The sequence below is a fragment of the Vibrio nitrifigilis genome (assembly GCF_015686695.1).
In the GTDB taxonomy this organism is placed as follows: domain Bacteria; phylum Pseudomonadota; class Gammaproteobacteria; order Enterobacterales; family Vibrionaceae; genus Vibrio; species Vibrio nitrifigilis.
Window position 1 is genome coordinate 38114 of record NZ_JADPMR010000001.1, and the last position, 17108, is coordinate 55221.

Genomic DNA, 17108 nt, shown 5'->3' on the forward strand with positions numbered 1-17108 from the left:
AACAACTAAAACGTTGTTTGGCTATATAAAAACAACTCATAAGTTGTTTATCTCGACAAATACAACTCCTAGGTTGTTTTAACCTCAAATTCCCATCCACACTTTCCTGCCTTTTCTTTTCTCACAGACTGCTTTCTCTCTTCATGTGCAGCGCTATAATGCTACTTGTTGCACCTATGTCACCATATCTGTTCAGCGTATTGTTTCCCTTCCATAACCAAGGAATTTGTTTTGCATAAATTACAGTTTCCACCGGAACCATTCGGCACCGTGCTTGGGCACGCTCCGGGAGGCGTAGCGATCTTTTCTAGCGATTATAAAAGTGCTGACCCTACCCAGTTTCAACACAATTCTGATTACCGCAGCTATATCGGCAATGAATATATGGGCCACAAATGGCAATGTGTCGAATTTGCTCGCCGTTGGCTTTACCTTAATCGAGGGCTTGTTTTTACCGACGTTCCCATGGCTTATGACATCTTTGCTTTACGCTATTTACGTCGAGTTGAAGATGATGCTTTACTGCCCTTCCAAGCTTTCAAAAATGGCGGCATGAAGAAGCCAGAAGCAGGCGCCCTACTTATTTGGGCAGCGGGTGGAGACTTTGAAGTCACTGGTCATGTAGCCGTGATCACTGAGGTGTTTGACAATAAAATTCGTATCGCTGAACAGAATCTTGAGCACTGCAAACTGCCTGCAGGCCAGCAATGGTGCCGTGAACTGCAACTCGAACACAGCAACGATGGTCACTACCGAATTATCGAAGGGTTTAGCTCGACAAAAATTCTGGGCTGGATGATTCAAACCGCAGAGACTGAGCATGCAGAGCCTGACAATACCACTGAATCCAGACTATTCGAGCTAAATAGTCGAGTAATTCAGGACAACGGACAATTTGCCCAAGCCTGGTTAGATCATAATGATGAATTGCTCGCCACTTTCTCACATGCTATGGAAAGCGATTTTTTAACTGAATCCCCCACGGAGCAGCTGCGCTATTTTAGAATGTCGGCCACTGCAGAGCGTGAATTGATTCGTGCGACAAACGAGCTGCACCTAATGTATTTGCATGCCACAGATAAAGTACTTCGCGACGATACCCTGCTTGCGAATTTCAATATTCCTCAAGTGCTTTGGCCTCGTTTAAGGCGTTCATGGCAAACCCGTCGTAATCAAATGATCAATGGTCGGTTTGACTTTTGCCTGACTCACAAAGGGCTCAAAGTTTATGAATACAATGCTGATTCCGCCTCATGCCATACCGAGGCTGGTTTGATTCAAGGATTGTGGGCCAAACAAGCAAGATGTGAAGAAGGCGAAGATGCTGGTGAAGATTTACTTGCCATGCTGGCTGAAGAATGGCGTCATAGCGATGCCAAAGGCACAGTCCATATCCTGCAAGACGAAGATAAAGAAGAAAATTATCATGCACTCTTTATGCAAAGAGCTATGGCAAAAGCAGGAATACACAGCAAAATTATTCGAGGTCTAACGCAACTTCATTGGAATGATGCGGGTGAAGTCGTTGATAGGGAAGAAGAAGCCATTCATTGCGTTTGGAAAACTTGGGCATGGGAAACCGCACTCGATCAAATCCGTCATGAATGTGAAGATGATGCGCTCGCTCCACCTATTCGTACTGGCTCACCTGATGCGCCTGTTCGACTGGTTGATTTGTTATTGCGTCCAAGGGTTAAAGTGTTTGAGCCCCTATGGACACTCATTCCAAGCAACAAAGCCATTTTGCCTGTTTTGTGGAATTTATTTCCCAACCATCGTTACCTACTCGATTGTTCCTTTGAATTAACCGACGATCTAAAGCAACGTGGCTATGTGATTAAACCGATTGCTGGCCGCTGTGGCGATAATATTCAGTTAGTCGATAAACACCAACAGCAACTAGGGCAAACTGAAGGACGTTTTTCTCACCAACAAAATATCTATCAAGAGTTATGGCGCTTGCCTCAAATCGATGGCTATCGCGTACAGATATGTACCTTTGCGGTTGGAGGAAGCTATGGCGGCAGCTGTATCCGAGTGGATCAATCATTAATTATCACGACTGATAGCGACGTTCTGCCATTGAGAGTGGTTCCAGATAACTCCCTTTAAGATTAATCACCCACAGTATCAGTGAACGACACAAGCCGTTCACTGATAGACAAGCATCGACACATTCCAAATCCAGTCCCCCAGCTTTTGTGAAATGCATCTCTGCTCTTATCCCTCATATTGGCTAACACACATATCTGTTACTAAGCTAATTAAATATAAAAAATCAAACATGTCTATTCCTATATTAGCAAGTGAGGGTCCAATGAGAGTTCACTCCATTCGGTTGAAAATGATGCTACCAATTCTCTTATTGGGCATTGTATTACTTGGTATTTTTGCCTTTATGCAGATCATGGTGAAATATGAAGCTAAAGCCATGGAAAAGCAGACGCAATCCTATTTTGAAGCCATAGCAGTTGTGCTAAATGCTGATAGAGATATCTACCAAGCTCGTTTGGCACAAGCAGAAATGCTGACAGACTATGGCGATAAAGCATCGCAACAAAAAGATTTTGATGAAAACGCCAAGCAAGTGTACGACCGTTTTCAAAAATTCCGTGAATACCTTAAAGATGAGCCCGAACTGCTCACCCCTTTCCAAAATTTTGATCAGCTTTACGCGGATTGGATGAAGAGCAGTAAAAACATCACAACAAGCTACAAAGCAAAATTGGTGGTCGATAACAAACTTCAAGCATTAGACAAAGACTTTTATACACTACGTGACATGCTCGATACGATAGAAGCCGAGTTACGTAAAGAAGTCACCACTTGGACTGATGAGCAAGCCACACAAGAGCACCTCCAACTCTACCTCAATGCCATCGCAAAAATATTAAACGCCGACCGAGATATGTACCAAGCTCGACTTGCTGAACAGAAAATACTGGCAGGACTTGGTGACTATGCGCAAAACAAAAAAGATTTTGAAGAAAATACTCTGCAAACATTAAATCGCTTTCAGGGCTATTTAACCTTAATGGAAAACGAACCGAACTTTGTTCAGCCATACCAACGCTTTATTCCCCTTTTTGCTGAATGGTTTAAAACCAGTTTATCTATGCTCGAATCTGATGATGTGAAACAGATGACATCACATCAAGATATTCTTGCCCAAGCCGATAAAAACTTTAGTCTTATCCGCGATGTATTAGATCAAGCCGGAGAAATGGTGCGCACCCATGGTCGCGAAATGGAACAGGAAATAGCGCAAGATATCGCTCATTACCAAAAAATCGCCATCGTCATTATCGTTGCTGGCTTTATTGCCGCCTTTTTAATGGGTTACTTGATTCCCAAATCAATAACCAAAAATGTCACCGACATTTCACAACGGATTAAAGAGATCTCCGAAGGAGATGGGGATCTAACGGCTCGCATTAACTCAAAATCCAAAGATGAGTTGGGTGACTTAGCCCATGAATTCGATGGTTTCCTCACGAAATTACAATCGATCATGCGGGTTATCCAAGATAAAAGTTCAGCCTTAGGCTCATCCACGGAACAACTCGATCAGGTTGCAAACACGGTAAATAGCATTACCCATGTTTTGGTCGATTCATGTAACTCCATTGTGAGCGCAGCAAGTGAAATGTCGATGTCTAATGAGCAAATGTCGAGCGTGGCCCACAACACCTCGTCCGAATCAGGCAAAGCCGCCGATCACATTGAGCAAGGCCGTGGCGTGGTTGGCTCTTCACATCGCACGATCGATTCATTAGTAGATAATATTGATATCACCATGACCAAAGCTGAAGAGTTAGAAAAAGACTCACAATCTATCTCCTCTGTGTTGGAAGTGATTCGTGGGATTGCGGAACAAACCAATTTGCTGGCTCTCAACGCGGCTATCGAAGCAGCTCGCGCCGGAGAATATGGCCGAGGTTTTGCGGTGGTAGCTGATGAAGTGCGGACTCTAGCAACCCAAACAGGCGAGAGTACAAATCAGATTGAAACCATGATTAATCAGCTCACAGATAGCGTTAACGAAGCCTTTAACGCCATTAAAATGAGTAAGAATAATGCGACAGAAGCGGTTAGTAATTTTGATAGTGTGATAGCCGTTTTCGATGCATTAAACGCCTCATTTAATACCGTTCATGAACTTTCAGAACAAACAGCGCAAGCCACCAACGAGCAATCCACGGTTTCTCAAGAGATCAGTCAAAACCTTGTTTCAATGAAAGAACAAACCGATGGTGTAGATCAAGCATCACAAGAAATACGTTCACAATTCAATTCATTAAACGCGCTTTATCAAGAATTGGATGCACAGGTATCGCAATTTAAAGTGTAACAAGTACAACGCTTCCTATTAAAAGCTACAGTGTTTACTGTAGCTTTTTTTGTGCAAATTTTACCTATTTAAATCGCACCAAAACCGTTACCAAACGTTTACAATTTGTGCAAAAAAACTACTCACCTTCTATTTCCCCTCTCCTCTAAAACACAGCCAAATTTATTTAAAATTAATAATTTTCAATCAATTACCTACAACCATAGTATGCACATTTAATGTAAACAAATGGTTTCATACCAGTGGCATAAAAGTTGAATATTCAATTAATTTGTAAAGTAATTATTAATACTAAGTCGCTGACCAGATTGGTCAGTTTTTCAAGGAAGAAACGTTCAACAAGGAGAAACGTATGCCTTCGCAGCTCAACATAAAACGGGCACTGTGCTCACTCTCAATACTTATCGCTTGTTCAAGTTATGCGGCAAGTCCTGCTCGTTTAGAAATTCAAAGCGCTTGGCCTCTATCATTACCTGCAAGTGGAGAAAGCGCTCAGCATTTTGTCGATGAACTCAATGCCACATCCGATCACAGTATGCGCGTAAAACTATACTCGGCGGGTAAATTGGTCCCCGCTATGCAAATTTTTGATGCCGTGCGGGAAGGCACTCTTGACGCTGGCTACACCTCTCCTTTGTATGTCGCCGGACGCTTCCCCGCAGTACAGCTATTCGGCGGAGTTCCGTTTGGCCCTCAGCCTATGGATTACCTTGGTTGGCTATACAATGGCGGTGGCCTAAAAATTTGGCGCGATATCTACGCCAAACAGGGAGTAATGACCATTCCATGTGGCTTGATGGATTCAGAATCAGGCGGGTGGTACACCTTCCCTATCAATTCCATGAAAGATCTCGATGGAAAAAAAATACGCTTTGCCGGTCTTGCAGGGGAAGTCATGAAAAAAGCTGGAGCCTCTGTCGTACTGCTCAGCAGTGGCGACATTTTCCCGAACTTAGAACGTGGTGTCATTGATGGCACTGAATTTTCGATGCCAGCCATTGATGCGGACATGGGCTTTGAAAAGGCCGCGAAATACTATTACGTTCCTGGATGGCACCAGCCTGCGGCGATTAACGAGCTGATCATCAATATGAAAAAATGGCAATCTCTATCCAAAACTCAGCAAAGCCTTATTGAAACCACCTGTAAAGAAACTGAACTTTGGACCGTCACCTCAACCTCAGTGGCCAATGCACGAGCCATTAAGAAATTTGAAGATGCAGGCGTCAAAGTTCAGCCCTTCCCACCTAAGGTATTAGCCTCATTTAAAAAAGCGACTGATGACATGTTAGCAGAACAGGCGAAGAAAGATAAAGATTTTGATCGCGTTCTGAAATCGTTAAACGACTATCGCCAAAAAACAGCGCTATGGAGCCAACACAAAGCGCTTTAAGCCCAGGCTCTGAATAGGCCATTCACACCTGTTCAGAGTTGCTATTCTGGCTCTCACCATTAAGGAGATGTGATGAATATTTTTTCTTCCACCGCAGATCTCATCGATAAAGTGTCGATGGCGACCGGTAAGCTGGGAGCACTCGTGTTACCTCTGCTGATTATCACCATCTTAGTTAACGTTTGCCTGCGTTATATATTCGACATCGGTTTGATTGAACTTGAAGAACTGCAATGGCACCTCAATGCGCTAGTGGTGCTCTCATGCTTGAGCATGACTTACTTGCACGATGAACATGTTCGAGTCGATCTATTCCATAATAACTTCAAAACCAAGACCAAATTGATCGTTGAGATCTGTGGCGTCCTGTTCCTCTTCTTGCCATTTTGCGTGTTAATCACCATGCACGCATGGAACATGGCAGAATATTCTTGGTCACTCAAAGAAGGCTCACCGATGCCCTCAGGTTTGCCTGCGCGCTACATCATTAAATTCGTCATGGCCCTTTGTTTAACTTTGTTGACTCTACAAGGCGTATCGGTACTGCTGCGTAATTGTTTAGCACTATTTGGCGTTAAACAGCACAGCAACACCGCCACCAGCCAAAGCATTAACGAGGAAGTCGCACTATGAGCATTTTGTTTGTCTTCCTCTTGTTTAGTGTTTTTATGGTGGTGTTATTTTCCGGATATCCCGTGGCATTTGTACTGGGTGGCGTGGGCGTGTTATTCGCGATTGTCGGCCAAATCTGTACCAATTTTGGGTATTACGACGTAGCCGAACTGCGCACCATTGGTTTTGTGGCTAACCGAGTATTTGCCACGTTAGCCAACTATTCTCTCATCCCCATGTCGATGTTTATTTTCATGGGTTTTATGCTCGAACGCTCCGGTGTTGCCGAACGTCTTATCATCGCAATGCGCAATTTATTGGGTAAAACCCCTGGAGGATTAGCGATTGCCGTTGTGTTGATTGGTGTTATTTTAGCTGCATCGACCGGCATTATTGGCGCCTCTGTGATCCTGCTCTCTGCCATTGCTCTGCCTACCATGTCGAAAGCGGGATACTCTCCTTCGTTAAGTGCCGGTACCGTCGGTGCTACAGGCTGTTTAGGCATTCTGGTCCCGCCCTCAATTATGTTGGTTGTGATGGGCGACCAACTTCGTATTCCGGTTGGCGATCTCTTTATTGGGGCCATCATTCCTGGTTTATTATTAGCGACCTGTTTTGTCTTGTTCTTATTTCTCTATGCGTTATATAAGCCCGAATTAATGCCTAAACTTGCCGATGATGAGCGGGTACCCGGCATACACTACGCCGAAATTATTAAGGCATTAATCGCGCCACTGCTTTTGGTCGGGGTCGTACTTGGTACAATTGTGGCAGGTATCGCCTCGCCTACCGAAGCATCTGGTATTGGCGCAGCAGGGGCAACCTTACTGGCTTGGTTTGCCAAGCAATTAACTTGGAAAGATGTGCAAGAGGTCTGTTATCGCACCGGACGTTCCGTCGCAACGCTCTACGCATTAATGTTCGGCGCTGCGTGTTTCTCTGTGGTCCTACGCGGCTATGGCGGGGATGATGTGATCGCCGAAGCGTTACATTCAATTCCTCTTCCGCCCCATGGTGTATTACTGCTGGTAATATTTATTGTTTTTCTACTGGGATTTTTCTTGGACTGGATGGAAATCGTATTAATCATCGCTCCACTAGTCATGCCTGTGCTGGTCGATTTTGGCTTTAGTCCAGTATGGGTAGCAATATTAATCGCGCTTTGTCTTCAAACTTCGTTTCTCACGCCACCGGTGGGTATGGCGCTGTTTTATATTCGCAATGCTGCTGGTCATTTAGCAATGAAAGAAATTTACCAAGGAGCAATTCCGTTCGTGCTACTTCAATTGCTAACGCTAGTAATCGTATTGATGTGCCCCATACTGGTCACAGAATTTATTCATTAATCACCAAACTCAGCGAAAAGTAATAAGGTTGCCAATCGGCAACCTTATTTTATTGGGTCTTAATGCTGAGCTGCATTGGCGAGCTTTTTCGCCAGAGCGACACGGTTATCCATATCTGAACGAAAGCGATTCAGTGGACGAAATAGCTCGCGACGAGCCTGAAAATATTCGTTTTTGTTTATTGCGCCAAATTTATAAGCGGCCCGTAATTGAAAATGGGCTGAATCACATAACATGTTAACGCGGATATAAGCGATCACGACAGGGAAAGATGGAATATGAACGGAGCTACGATATTTTTTTATCGCACTATCAGACAACGATTCTAACCCAACCGAAAGCCTCTTGTTATGCGTCGTTAAACGGTCCAATTCATCGCTATAAAATTCACTCAAATATTCAATTTCATCGCGAACGGTTGGCATGAGTTCCGCATAGAACTGCGAATACAAATAATGGCTTCGACTAGAATGATCAGGATGGCTAGCAAACGCCGCCCCTCGTGATAACCAATTGGCCACCGTCAAACCACAAGGAATCCGGTTTTCACTTTGATTGAAAATATCATCCCACATCATCGCGGTATTGATGTCGTGAAAGGTGATATCGATATTTACTGTATTACTACTTACAACATTACAATTACTAGCCATTATTCTTCACCACATAGAGGGTCTCATTGAGCTCATGGTTCAAATAGTCAGACGTTGGGCAATGCCAATAATAAACAAGCAAGCCATTATTTTATTATTGTCAGTCATCTCAATGAACTAAATGGTGGAAACAACAATTCAGCCACCATAAATCGACCATTCGAGATTCTGCATAATTATTTATTACGGCCATAATATGAATGTTGATGTGCATTCTCAAACCACACTTTCGATTTACGAATTGATATCACAAAAAGGAGTGATAGAACGAAAACATGACATAGTGATTCAGCTATCTTCTACCACAGGGCTAACCACTCGAAACATATTGAATAGAATGGATTCAATTCAGAGTGCTCATGGCAGCGATTGTTCGACCATCAAAGAAACTACAGCGAAATAAAAGAAAAACTAACGGTTTTCCGATTACAAAGCTCAATCGACAGCGTTAAGCTACATCCAACTCAAAGTTCTATCGTATTAAACAGCGGAAAAAACATAACGTCGTATCGATACCCAAATGATCTCCAGATGCAGAGCTCAGCGCTTTACCACCGAGTAGGTTCCCCTATGACAAATAATCACCATAGGGGAACGCGTTTTTATTCTTTACTGCTCAAAACCATTCTCATTAATAATCAATTTCGAATTCTAGCTGAGTGCTATCTTCCCCATGAGATGTAAATACATGGCCTAACCAAACGCGAATTTGAGGCATAAACCAATAGTAGATTTGTGGTGTTAATTGGTCGCTAAACTCATCATGTGAAATAGATACAGCAGGCCCCCAACCATGAATATTCTCAGGGAAGTATTGATAGGTTGTTGATGCAGAGAAACCCAAACCGCCAGTCGTATATCCTCTTGCTCTTATTTGTTTTTTAGTCTCATCATTAGCGCGATCAGAGTAGGCCAAAATCGCCCCTAAACGTCCACTGTTACCAAACTGTTTATAGCCAGAAAGAGAGTAAGTTAATAAATCGCGGCTATGACGGTTATAGTCTGAATCTGATTTGATATTTTTACTTGTATCGACGTTACCAATAATGGTGTCGTTATATCCATTATTTAATGTTGGCTGGCCATTATTCACCGAAACATAAACCCCATAAGAGTCAGGAACAAACGGATAAATATTGGCAGTTTGATACCCTAAATCTAAGCCCATAATATGCGAGTTACGATCCCAACTTGCATGGACAAATACATTATTTTGGAACCAACTTTTATAGATGAACTTCCCTGCATTTTTACCGCCGGCTTCACCTTGAATATTCGCTTGCCCGCGCATACCAATATCGGTCGCAAATACGGCCCAGTTTGACGTGTGCTTAGCGTAAGCAAATGCGCCGTATTGGGTAGATTCAACCCCAAAGATAAGGTTTTCCCAGAACGCATCATCATCTAAATCATCATAGTGATTGATTGTCGTCCCATTTTGCTGGTTATAGGTTTCTCGTTCTTTTAACCAAAAGTCACCGAAAAAGCCAAGATCATCAGTAAACATACTTTTACCACGCAAGCGCAAGCTAGCTTCTAGTTTACTTGAGTTATTATCGATCGATTCACCAGCCGAGGTGGTCCCTTGCAAACGTAAGTTGTAATACCAACGAGAGCCTTTTTCTATATCCGTAAATTGAGTGAGCGTGCTTCCGTAGTTAGGGTTAAGGTAACTTTCTATCCAGTTACCATCGTCATGAGGGGATGAGAACGCTTGAGAGCTAAAACCAGCTATAGCAGTCAGAATTGATGCAGAGAGTATTTTATTCATACGATTGCCTATGTTCACGATTTTTATGTTTATATGAAAGATTGGCACTCTATTTTTTATTTTTTGTGTCTATCTCAGTGGTTATATCGATCCCTTTATCATTACTAAGCCAGAAACGAAAAAGACCCGATACCCATTCCCCATTAAATAATGAGAAATCGATATCAGGTCTTGCCTGCGCACGCAGTAACAATCCAAAGATCGAGCTAAAAATAAGACGAAAAAATAGCTAAAACAACACGCGACAATAGAGTTTGTGATGAAGTTCCCCAAGCAAGATAGAATATGCAATAAAAATCACACTAACCGTCACAATTTTAACTAAATCTATTTTTAAAATTTCTATATAACGCACTAAACAATTTAGAGACATCTAAATTAATGATTAAAAAATTATTCTAATTAGGTAGGAATGGTAACGAATACAAGAGATATTCAGTGCAGCATAATCAGTAACACCATGACCAATAATGTTACTGATTCGGTAAATAGGAAGGATTAAGCTAACGCTTGTTCTAATTGAGAGGCTAACGCTAATAACTCAGAATCTTGACCACTTGGCATGGTCAATAAAATACCTCCCAATGTAGAAGCAAACTGATGCGGTAGAGAAATACTGCAACCATCGAGTACATTGGCAACCGTGGTGTTTCTTAAGCACAGCAAGTTAATACGATCATATTCAGCATCTTGAGCCAGTGAAGATAGGCTTGGAGGGCTAATGACAACGGTCGGCATCAAGATGACCTTGTTCGAAAAGCACTGCGCATATTCTGCTGCCAGTTCATTTCTGGCCTGCTCAGTGGCAGCAAAGACCTCATCAGTCACGTTTTCGCCTTTTTTGATGCGAGAACGAACTCGAGGATCGAGTTTTACACTCTCTAAATCGAATTTATCTTGGTAAAAACGACGACTTTCAACCGCTGAAAAATGCCATACCGGAAGGGTTTGATAACGCTCAAGCAAATCTAAGTGCGCATAACTCACTTTAAAGCCAGCACCTTGAATTTTCGCCACTGCATGGTCAAACAGATCTTGGATACCCGCTTCAATATCAGCAAAACCAAAGTTGGTTGGAATAACAAACTCAATCTCTTCCGGAGCCGTATCTAAGGCTTTTTTATCCGCTAATACTTCCCAAGCGCTCTGACATTCCGCCACTGTTTTTGCCATAGGCCCAACACTATCTAGAGCAAATGAAAGCGGTAAGCACCCTTCACGTGGCGTTGATGATTGCGATGGTTTAAACCCAGTTAACCCACAAAAAGCGGCAGGAATACGCAGCGACCCACCAGTATCGGTGCCGAGCGCAATATCCGCATACCCTTTTGCGACAGAAACAGCCCCACCACTGGTCGAACCGCCCGGAATGCATCCTGCGAAAAGAGGATTTTCAGGCGTACCAAAGTGAGGATTCATCCCCAATCCAGAATAGGCCAGCTCCGTCATATTGGTATGGCCGACTAAGGTTGCACCGGATGCTTTTAAACGCTGCACAGCCACCGCATCTTGAGACGCAGGTTCTAAACCCAGTAACTTTGAGCCGCCCGAGGTTCCATAACCACAGACATCAAAGGTCGATTTAATCGAAACAAGAGCTCCAGATAAAGCGCCAGACTCATCACTGGCTACCCCTTTATCTCCAAATAATTGGGTAAAAATAGGACTAGATTCGCTCGCGAGTTCAGCTTGCACTTTTTCAAAGTGTGGAGCAAAGGGCCGATCGGCCCAAGATACTTTTGCCATATCAAACTCCTTAGATGACGACGGCAAGTTCAGTCGAGTCATACGTTTTAATAATGGAGCGATCTAATACTGGATCGTACGCTTCCATCTTAAACTTCGGAGTTCTGCGCACACCACCAATCGCCGCGAAAGTACCGCATAACATCGCCGCACCTTCAGGCAAACCCGATTTTTCAATGAGTTCAAACAGAGAACGAATCGCGGATAAATCCCCCTGTTGATATAGGGTCCAACCTTCACCTTCATCCAACCAAGATTTCAGTTGAATTTGTTCTAGGTGATCTTCAATCTCAGAAAACGCCCACAATTCAGAACTGACTGGCTTAGGACAAACTTGCTTAGAGTGCGCCACTGAAAACGCTTCCAAATCACGGTCGGTATGGTCAGAGGCAATACCAAACCACAATTTACCTTCTGCGTTAATCAATAAAGGCTCGACTTCACCTGATGTACCTTGGCTTAGTACTTCAATGGTATCGGCTTGAGTCAGCATTTGCTGCGCAACCTGATAAAACAGAGGAACGGTTGATGGGGGAGCAATGCCTAATTCAGCAAGTTCATCAATATGCTCTTGCACTGCGTCCATATTGCGCCCAGTCCATCCCGCTACAATCAGCTTGTTAAGCGCTAAATTGACTGTCTTTCCGTTGACTAAAAAATCCATAGTACACCTTAGTAATTATTCGGTAGATAAAGAGAGATAGAAGGGAACGCGATTAATAGCGCGACCATCAAAATCATGACGGCGACATAAGGCATACTGCCAATAATGACATCGCCCATTTTGCCGTTCTTTCTGGCGGAGTTAACCACGTAGAGGTTCAGGCCGACAGGTGGCGTGATCAGTGCCATTTCTACTAGCACTATCATCAAAATGCCAAACCAGATTTTGTCGTAGCCCATCTGAGTGATAATAGGGACAACGATAGGAATCGTCGCAACCATTAAAGATAGGGTTTCGATAAAGAAGCCCAAAATAACGTACATCAACACAATCACGAGTAAGGTCAATAATGGCGTCATGCCAAGGCCAGTAATGGTGCTTTGTAGTACACGGCCGACGCCTGCCGCCGTCATAGCAAAGTTCAACACATAAGCACCAGAGACAACCAACATGATCATTGACGATATTTTAATCGTGCCTTTTAACGCATCGATGAGCATGTCGTGTGAATAACGGCGCGTCCATTTAGAAATGAGCAGAGAAAATAACACCCCGACAGACGCCGCTTCAGTGGGCGTTGCCCACCCAGCGTAAATCGACCCAACAATACTAAATAGCAAAGCAAGAATTGGGAGTAATTCCACTAAAGAAGCCAGCTTTTCACCCATTGAGCAATGCTGTTTAGGACCACCCAATTTAGGCCAAATTGAACAGAGAATAATGGTCACGAGCATAAACATCAGTGCCATCCCCATTCCGGGGACAATCCCTGCTAAGAACAATTTGGGAATAGAGCTTTCGGTTAAAAAGCCATACACGATCAGGTTGATGGAAGGAGGGATTAAAATCCCTAATGTCCCGCCGGCCGCAATGGAGCCGGTAAATAACTTTTGGTCATAACCCAGCTTTTCCGCTTGAGGCGTCGCCACGGTTGCCACGGTTGCTGCCGTCGCCACTGATGAGCCCGATGTAGCTGAGAACATGGTCGATGTAGCGATATTGGCGTGAATCAACCCACCAGGTAACCACGCTACCCATTTGTTCAACGCCATATAGGTACGCTCTGCAATACCGCTACGCAGTAAGATTTCACCAATCAGAACAAACAGAGGAACCGCAATTAATGTCGCGTTATTTGATGAAGACCAAAGCACCTGCCCCAGGCCACGCATCAAAGGAAAGAAACTAAAGAATTGGTCGATACCAAAAGCGAGTAAGAAGAGCACAATCCCAACGGGAATACTTAAAGCCAGAAGCCCTAACAGCCCTGCGGTTGTAAAGAAAATCATACTTCGGACTCCGTTCCGATAACATCATCGAGCTTGGTGAACTGTTTGGTGAACACCAAATAGATGCCATAAATACTCAATATCGAAGAAGAGATAGCAAGCCAAACCCATCCAGCAAACCAAATGGATTGAGGAATAATTAATGGCGTCGCCAATGCGGTATTCGCTAACGAATGAGCAAGACCCGTTTTTGCCACCACAGTTTCAACCTTAGTCGCCACAAAAATGGCGACATAAGATAAAGACATAATGGCTAACAGATCGAACACGGCACGAAGGGCTTTCGGCGCCTGATTCCGTAAAATATCGATGCGTACATGGGCTTTGGTTAAAAGCCCATAACTTAATCCCCAACTGGAGATCGCGGCCATCAAATATCCTGAAATCTCATCAGATCCGGTAAATGGCACCTTGCACGCTCGCAACACAATTTCTGCGCAAATCAGCAGCACGCCAGCAAGCAAAACTAACCCAGCAACTACCGCGACACCTTGATTAATGCGCTTTAAGTAATGAACGAGACGATCCATGGTATTAACCTTTTGTCGCCGTTAGGTGAGTCAGTTTACCGACCGAATCATTCCACTCTTTTGTCCATTTAGAACCGGCACGAGCAGCCCAATCTGGTAGTACTTTATTTTCTACAATGTCACGTGCTTTTTTCTTATCAGCGTCACTTGGAACCACAAGTGTCATATTACGTGTTGGGCCTTTACTGCATTTACCATTACCGGTTAAACACGCCACATCTTCTTTCACTGATACCTTGGCATCATCCCAAACCGGTTTTTCAAATTTCTCAGTCACTTCTTTTTGCAAGAAGGCTTGCTGCTTAGCTGATAGCGCATTCCATTTATCCATATTGATAGCGGTCACCACTGGATCCCAGCCACCGACAGGCAAAGTCACTAGGTGTGAAGCCACTTCCCACCAACCCGCGCTATAACCAGAACCGGCACCTGTCACGGCACAATCTAAAACGCCACGTTGCAATGCTCCGGGAACTTCACCAAACGCGATATTGACGCTTTGTGCGCCCAAGGCTTCCAAGAAGTTTGCTGTCATACGACCAGAAGCACGAATTTTTTTACCTTTCAGATCAGCAAGAGAGCTCACAGGTGTCTTACAGAAAATCACTTGGGGTGGATAAGGCACAATGGCCAGAACTTTAGAGTTAAAGGTTTTCTTAAATACCTCTTCCACCATCGGACGGGCCGCATCGACAACTTTATGCGCTTCATCGACAGTGGTGGCAATCAACGGCACATCTAACGCTTCTAGGGCTGGCGCGTCAGAAACCGCGTAATCGGCAACCGTCATACCCACATCAAATACACCATCACCAAGCATGCGGAATACATCCCCACCACCTACACCCATTTGGTCATGAGTTGTCATTTGTGCCACAAACTCGTTATTGCTGTCTTTCTCAAGAGTTTGAGTCCAGAACGGATTTTCGAATTGCTTGTTTAATGGCAAGCTACTCCAACTACCGACAACCGCCAACGTGGTTGATGCAAGTACAGAAGTAGAACATAGTGCGGTCGCGACCAATAGGCCGAGCGATTTTTTACTAAACATACATTGAGTCCTTTCAATCATGGTGTTTATCCTTTTACTGATTCTTTTATCAAGAATTCAGTCTTTTTCCAGTGTTTATTTTCTAAGCGATAAAGTCAAATAGTCATTTTTTTGCAATAGTGATAAAAATAAGTTATCACCTTAAGGACAGAAATGAAGGCAAAGTAAGACAAGGAGTTACAATGACATTTGAACAACTAAGGACCTTTGCCCGCGTTGTAAAGCTCGGGGGAATACGTAAAGCCGCACTTGAAATGAACATTTCTCAGCCGGCGATATCAGCCAGAATCAGTGCATTAGAGGAAGAACTCGGAATCCCGTTGCTACACCGTTTAACATCCGGCATCTCACCAACCAAAGAAGGCTTACGTTTACTGGCCCATGCCCAAAAAATCGAAGCAGATATGGCCAATATCAAAACGGAAATGACCCAAAACGAAAATATAGTGGGTATCTTGCGCATTGGTGTCGCAGAAACTATTGCACATTCATGGCTATCGCCATTTTTAAAAAAGTTACGCCAAATTTATCCCAAACTTGTCGTCGAACTTTCCGTTGATGTTTCCAATAACCTGCGGGATCATTTGTTAAATCGCCAATTAGATTTGGCGGTATTAATGGGGCCATTAGTGGAAGGAAACGTGGAAAACCGCCTATTACCCACTTTCGCATTAGACTGGTATTGCAGTGCTGCCGAGAACATAACGTCTCTACTGGATTCGCCAATTATCTCTTTTGCGCGAGCCTCTCGTCCCTATCAAGAACTGAACGCAGAGCTTCTGAGCCGTTATGGCGACAGCGGTCAGATATTCTCGTCAACATCACTTTCCGCTAGCTTAGAAATGGTCGCGAACGGCATCGGCGTAGGCACGCTTCCCGTTTGCCTAGCGACCTCTTTACTGCAATCAGGAAAAATAAAAACCTACGACCCAGGCTGGACACTCACCAACCTGCAATTCACGGCATCATACCTCAACGATCCCCGCGATGATACCGTGATAAAAATCGCCGACATGATGGAAGCCACAGCTCAAGAATATGCTGAAAATCAGTAGGTTCAGGTAAAGCCGATAACGCTCCCCTTCACCCCAACATTGGCAAGGTTGAAGCCACCAGCAAACTTGCCATTGACCAATTAAACCAACGCACATGATGATCATGTTTAAGAAACTGGCTGATTTTCTTACCTGCATAAACCCAACTTGAACAGCAAGGAATGTTAATCAACATGAAAGTCACAGTAATCACACCCAGTCCCCATAAACTCGCTGTAGGGTTATATAAACTGACTGCAGAAAGCGCCATCGACCAACCTTTGGGATTCACCCATTGAAACAGCATCGCTGAGAAAAAGGTCATTGGCCTATAGGTTTGGGTCTCTAATGCTGGTTTACTGCGCGCGATTTTGACCGCTAAATAAAGCAAGAAAAGAACGCTCAACACCTGCAATACTTGGTGCGTGATAGGAAAGCGAGTAAACACGCCAGACATACCAACGCCCACCAAAAACACCATCAAGCCAAACCCCAGAGCGACACCCAAGATGTGAGGAATACTGCGGGCAAAACCGATGTTCGCCCCAGAAGTCATCAACATCATGTTATTAGGGCCCGGGGTAAAGGTAGAAACAAAAGCAAACAGAACTAATGCCAACAGCTGATCATTCATTTTTAATCCTTAAATAACATCATTCGATAAACAA

At 43.8% G+C, this 17108-nt stretch carries 14 protein-coding genes; 6 read left to right on the forward strand and 8 right to left on the reverse strand.

All coding sequences use genetic code 11. The features are described 5' to 3' along the window. Positions 1 to 231 precede the first annotated feature (231 nt). The 5 genes from gss to I1A42_RS00210 all read left to right on the forward strand — a co-directional run bounded on the left by gss (position 232) and on the right by I1A42_RS00210 (position 7702). Positions 232 to 2112 carry a bifunctional glutathionylspermidine amidase/synthase gene (gene gss / locus I1A42_RS00190; RefSeq protein WP_196122188.1) on the forward strand — a complete coding sequence of 627 codons (1881 nt, stop codon included), beginning with the start codon at positions 232 to 234 and terminating at the stop codon, positions 2110 to 2112. Positions 2113 to 2317: 205 nt separating this feature from the next. Next, the gene (locus I1A42_RS00195) at positions 2318 to 4351 is read left to right on the forward strand and encodes a methyl-accepting chemotaxis protein (RefSeq protein WP_230389318.1); all 2034 of its coding nucleotides are present in this window, start codon (positions 2318 to 2320) and stop codon (positions 4349 to 4351) included. A gap of 352 nt (positions 4352 to 4703) precedes the next feature. Beyond that, on the forward strand, positions 4704 to 5744 hold the full coding sequence (locus I1A42_RS00200; protein ID WP_196122191.1) for a TRAP transporter substrate-binding protein: 1041 nt from the start codon (positions 4704 to 4706) through the stop codon (positions 5742 to 5744). 72 nt (positions 5745 to 5816) lie between these two features. Further along, positions 5817 to 6377 carry a TRAP transporter small permease subunit gene (locus tag I1A42_RS00205; protein WP_161158105.1) on the forward strand — a complete coding sequence of 187 codons (561 nt, stop codon included), beginning with the start codon at positions 5817 to 5819 and terminating at the stop codon, positions 6375 to 6377. Further along, positions 6374 to 7702, forward strand: coding sequence for a TRAP transporter large permease (locus I1A42_RS00210; protein WP_196122193.1), 1329 nt, complete (start codon positions 6374 to 6376; stop codon positions 7700 to 7702). Before I1A42_RS00205 ends, I1A42_RS00210 begins: the two co-directional genes overlap by 4 nt. Before the next feature lie 59 nt (positions 7703 to 7761). On the opposite strand, the gene I1A42_RS00215 is transcribed toward I1A42_RS00210, so the two are convergent. The 7 genes from I1A42_RS00215 to I1A42_RS00245 all read right to left on the reverse strand — a co-directional run bounded on the left by I1A42_RS00215 (position 7762) and on the right by I1A42_RS00245 (position 15406). Then, positions 7762 to 8355: a hypothetical protein gene (locus I1A42_RS00215; RefSeq protein WP_196122195.1), complete on the reverse strand. Its 594-nt coding sequence runs from the start codon at positions 8353 to 8355 to the stop codon at positions 7762 to 7764. Positions 8356 to 8986: 631 nt separating this feature from the next. Beyond that, on the reverse strand, positions 8987 to 10126 hold the full coding sequence (locus tag I1A42_RS00220) for a hypothetical protein (protein WP_161158108.1): 1140 nt from the start codon (positions 10124 to 10126) through the stop codon (positions 8987 to 8989). A 498-nt stretch (positions 10127 to 10624) separates the two neighbouring features. After that, on the reverse strand, positions 10625 to 11872 hold the full coding sequence (locus I1A42_RS00225) for an amidase family protein (protein WP_196122198.1): 1248 nt from the start codon (positions 11870 to 11872) through the stop codon (positions 10625 to 10627). 10 nt (positions 11873 to 11882) lie between these two features. Further along, on the reverse strand, positions 11883 to 12536 hold the full coding sequence (locus I1A42_RS00230; protein WP_196122200.1) for a DUF2848 domain-containing protein: 654 nt from the start codon (positions 12534 to 12536) through the stop codon (positions 11883 to 11885). 8 nt (positions 12537 to 12544) lie between these two features. Further along, positions 12545 to 13825 (reverse strand): TRAP transporter large permease, encoded by a 1281-nt coding sequence (locus I1A42_RS00235; RefSeq protein ID WP_161158111.1) that lies wholly within the window; start codon positions 13823 to 13825, stop codon positions 12545 to 12547. Continuing rightward, on the reverse strand, positions 13822 to 14355 hold the full coding sequence (locus I1A42_RS00240) for a TRAP transporter small permease subunit (RefSeq protein ID WP_196122202.1): 534 nt from the start codon (positions 14353 to 14355) through the stop codon (positions 13822 to 13824). The genes I1A42_RS00235 and I1A42_RS00240 overlap by 4 nt, the downstream gene beginning before the upstream one ends. A 4-nt stretch (positions 14356 to 14359) precedes the next feature. Further along, positions 14360 to 15406, reverse strand: coding sequence for a TRAP transporter substrate-binding protein (locus I1A42_RS00245; RefSeq protein ID WP_161158113.1), 1047 nt, complete (start codon positions 15404 to 15406; stop codon positions 14360 to 14362). A 182-nt stretch (positions 15407 to 15588) separates the two neighbouring features. Here I1A42_RS00245 and I1A42_RS00250 point away from each other — a divergent pair, with 182 nt between their 5' ends. Continuing rightward, entirely contained in the window at positions 15589 to 16461 is an 873-nt protein-coding gene (locus I1A42_RS00250) for a LysR family transcriptional regulator (RefSeq protein ID WP_161158114.1), read from the forward strand. 28 nt (positions 16462 to 16489) lie between these two features. On the opposite strand, the gene I1A42_RS00255 is transcribed toward I1A42_RS00250, so the two are convergent. Beyond that, positions 16490 to 17074 (reverse strand): LysE family translocator, encoded by a 585-nt coding sequence (locus I1A42_RS00255; RefSeq protein ID WP_196122204.1) that lies wholly within the window; start codon positions 17072 to 17074, stop codon positions 16490 to 16492. Between the last annotated feature and the right edge of the window lie 34 nt (positions 17075 to 17108).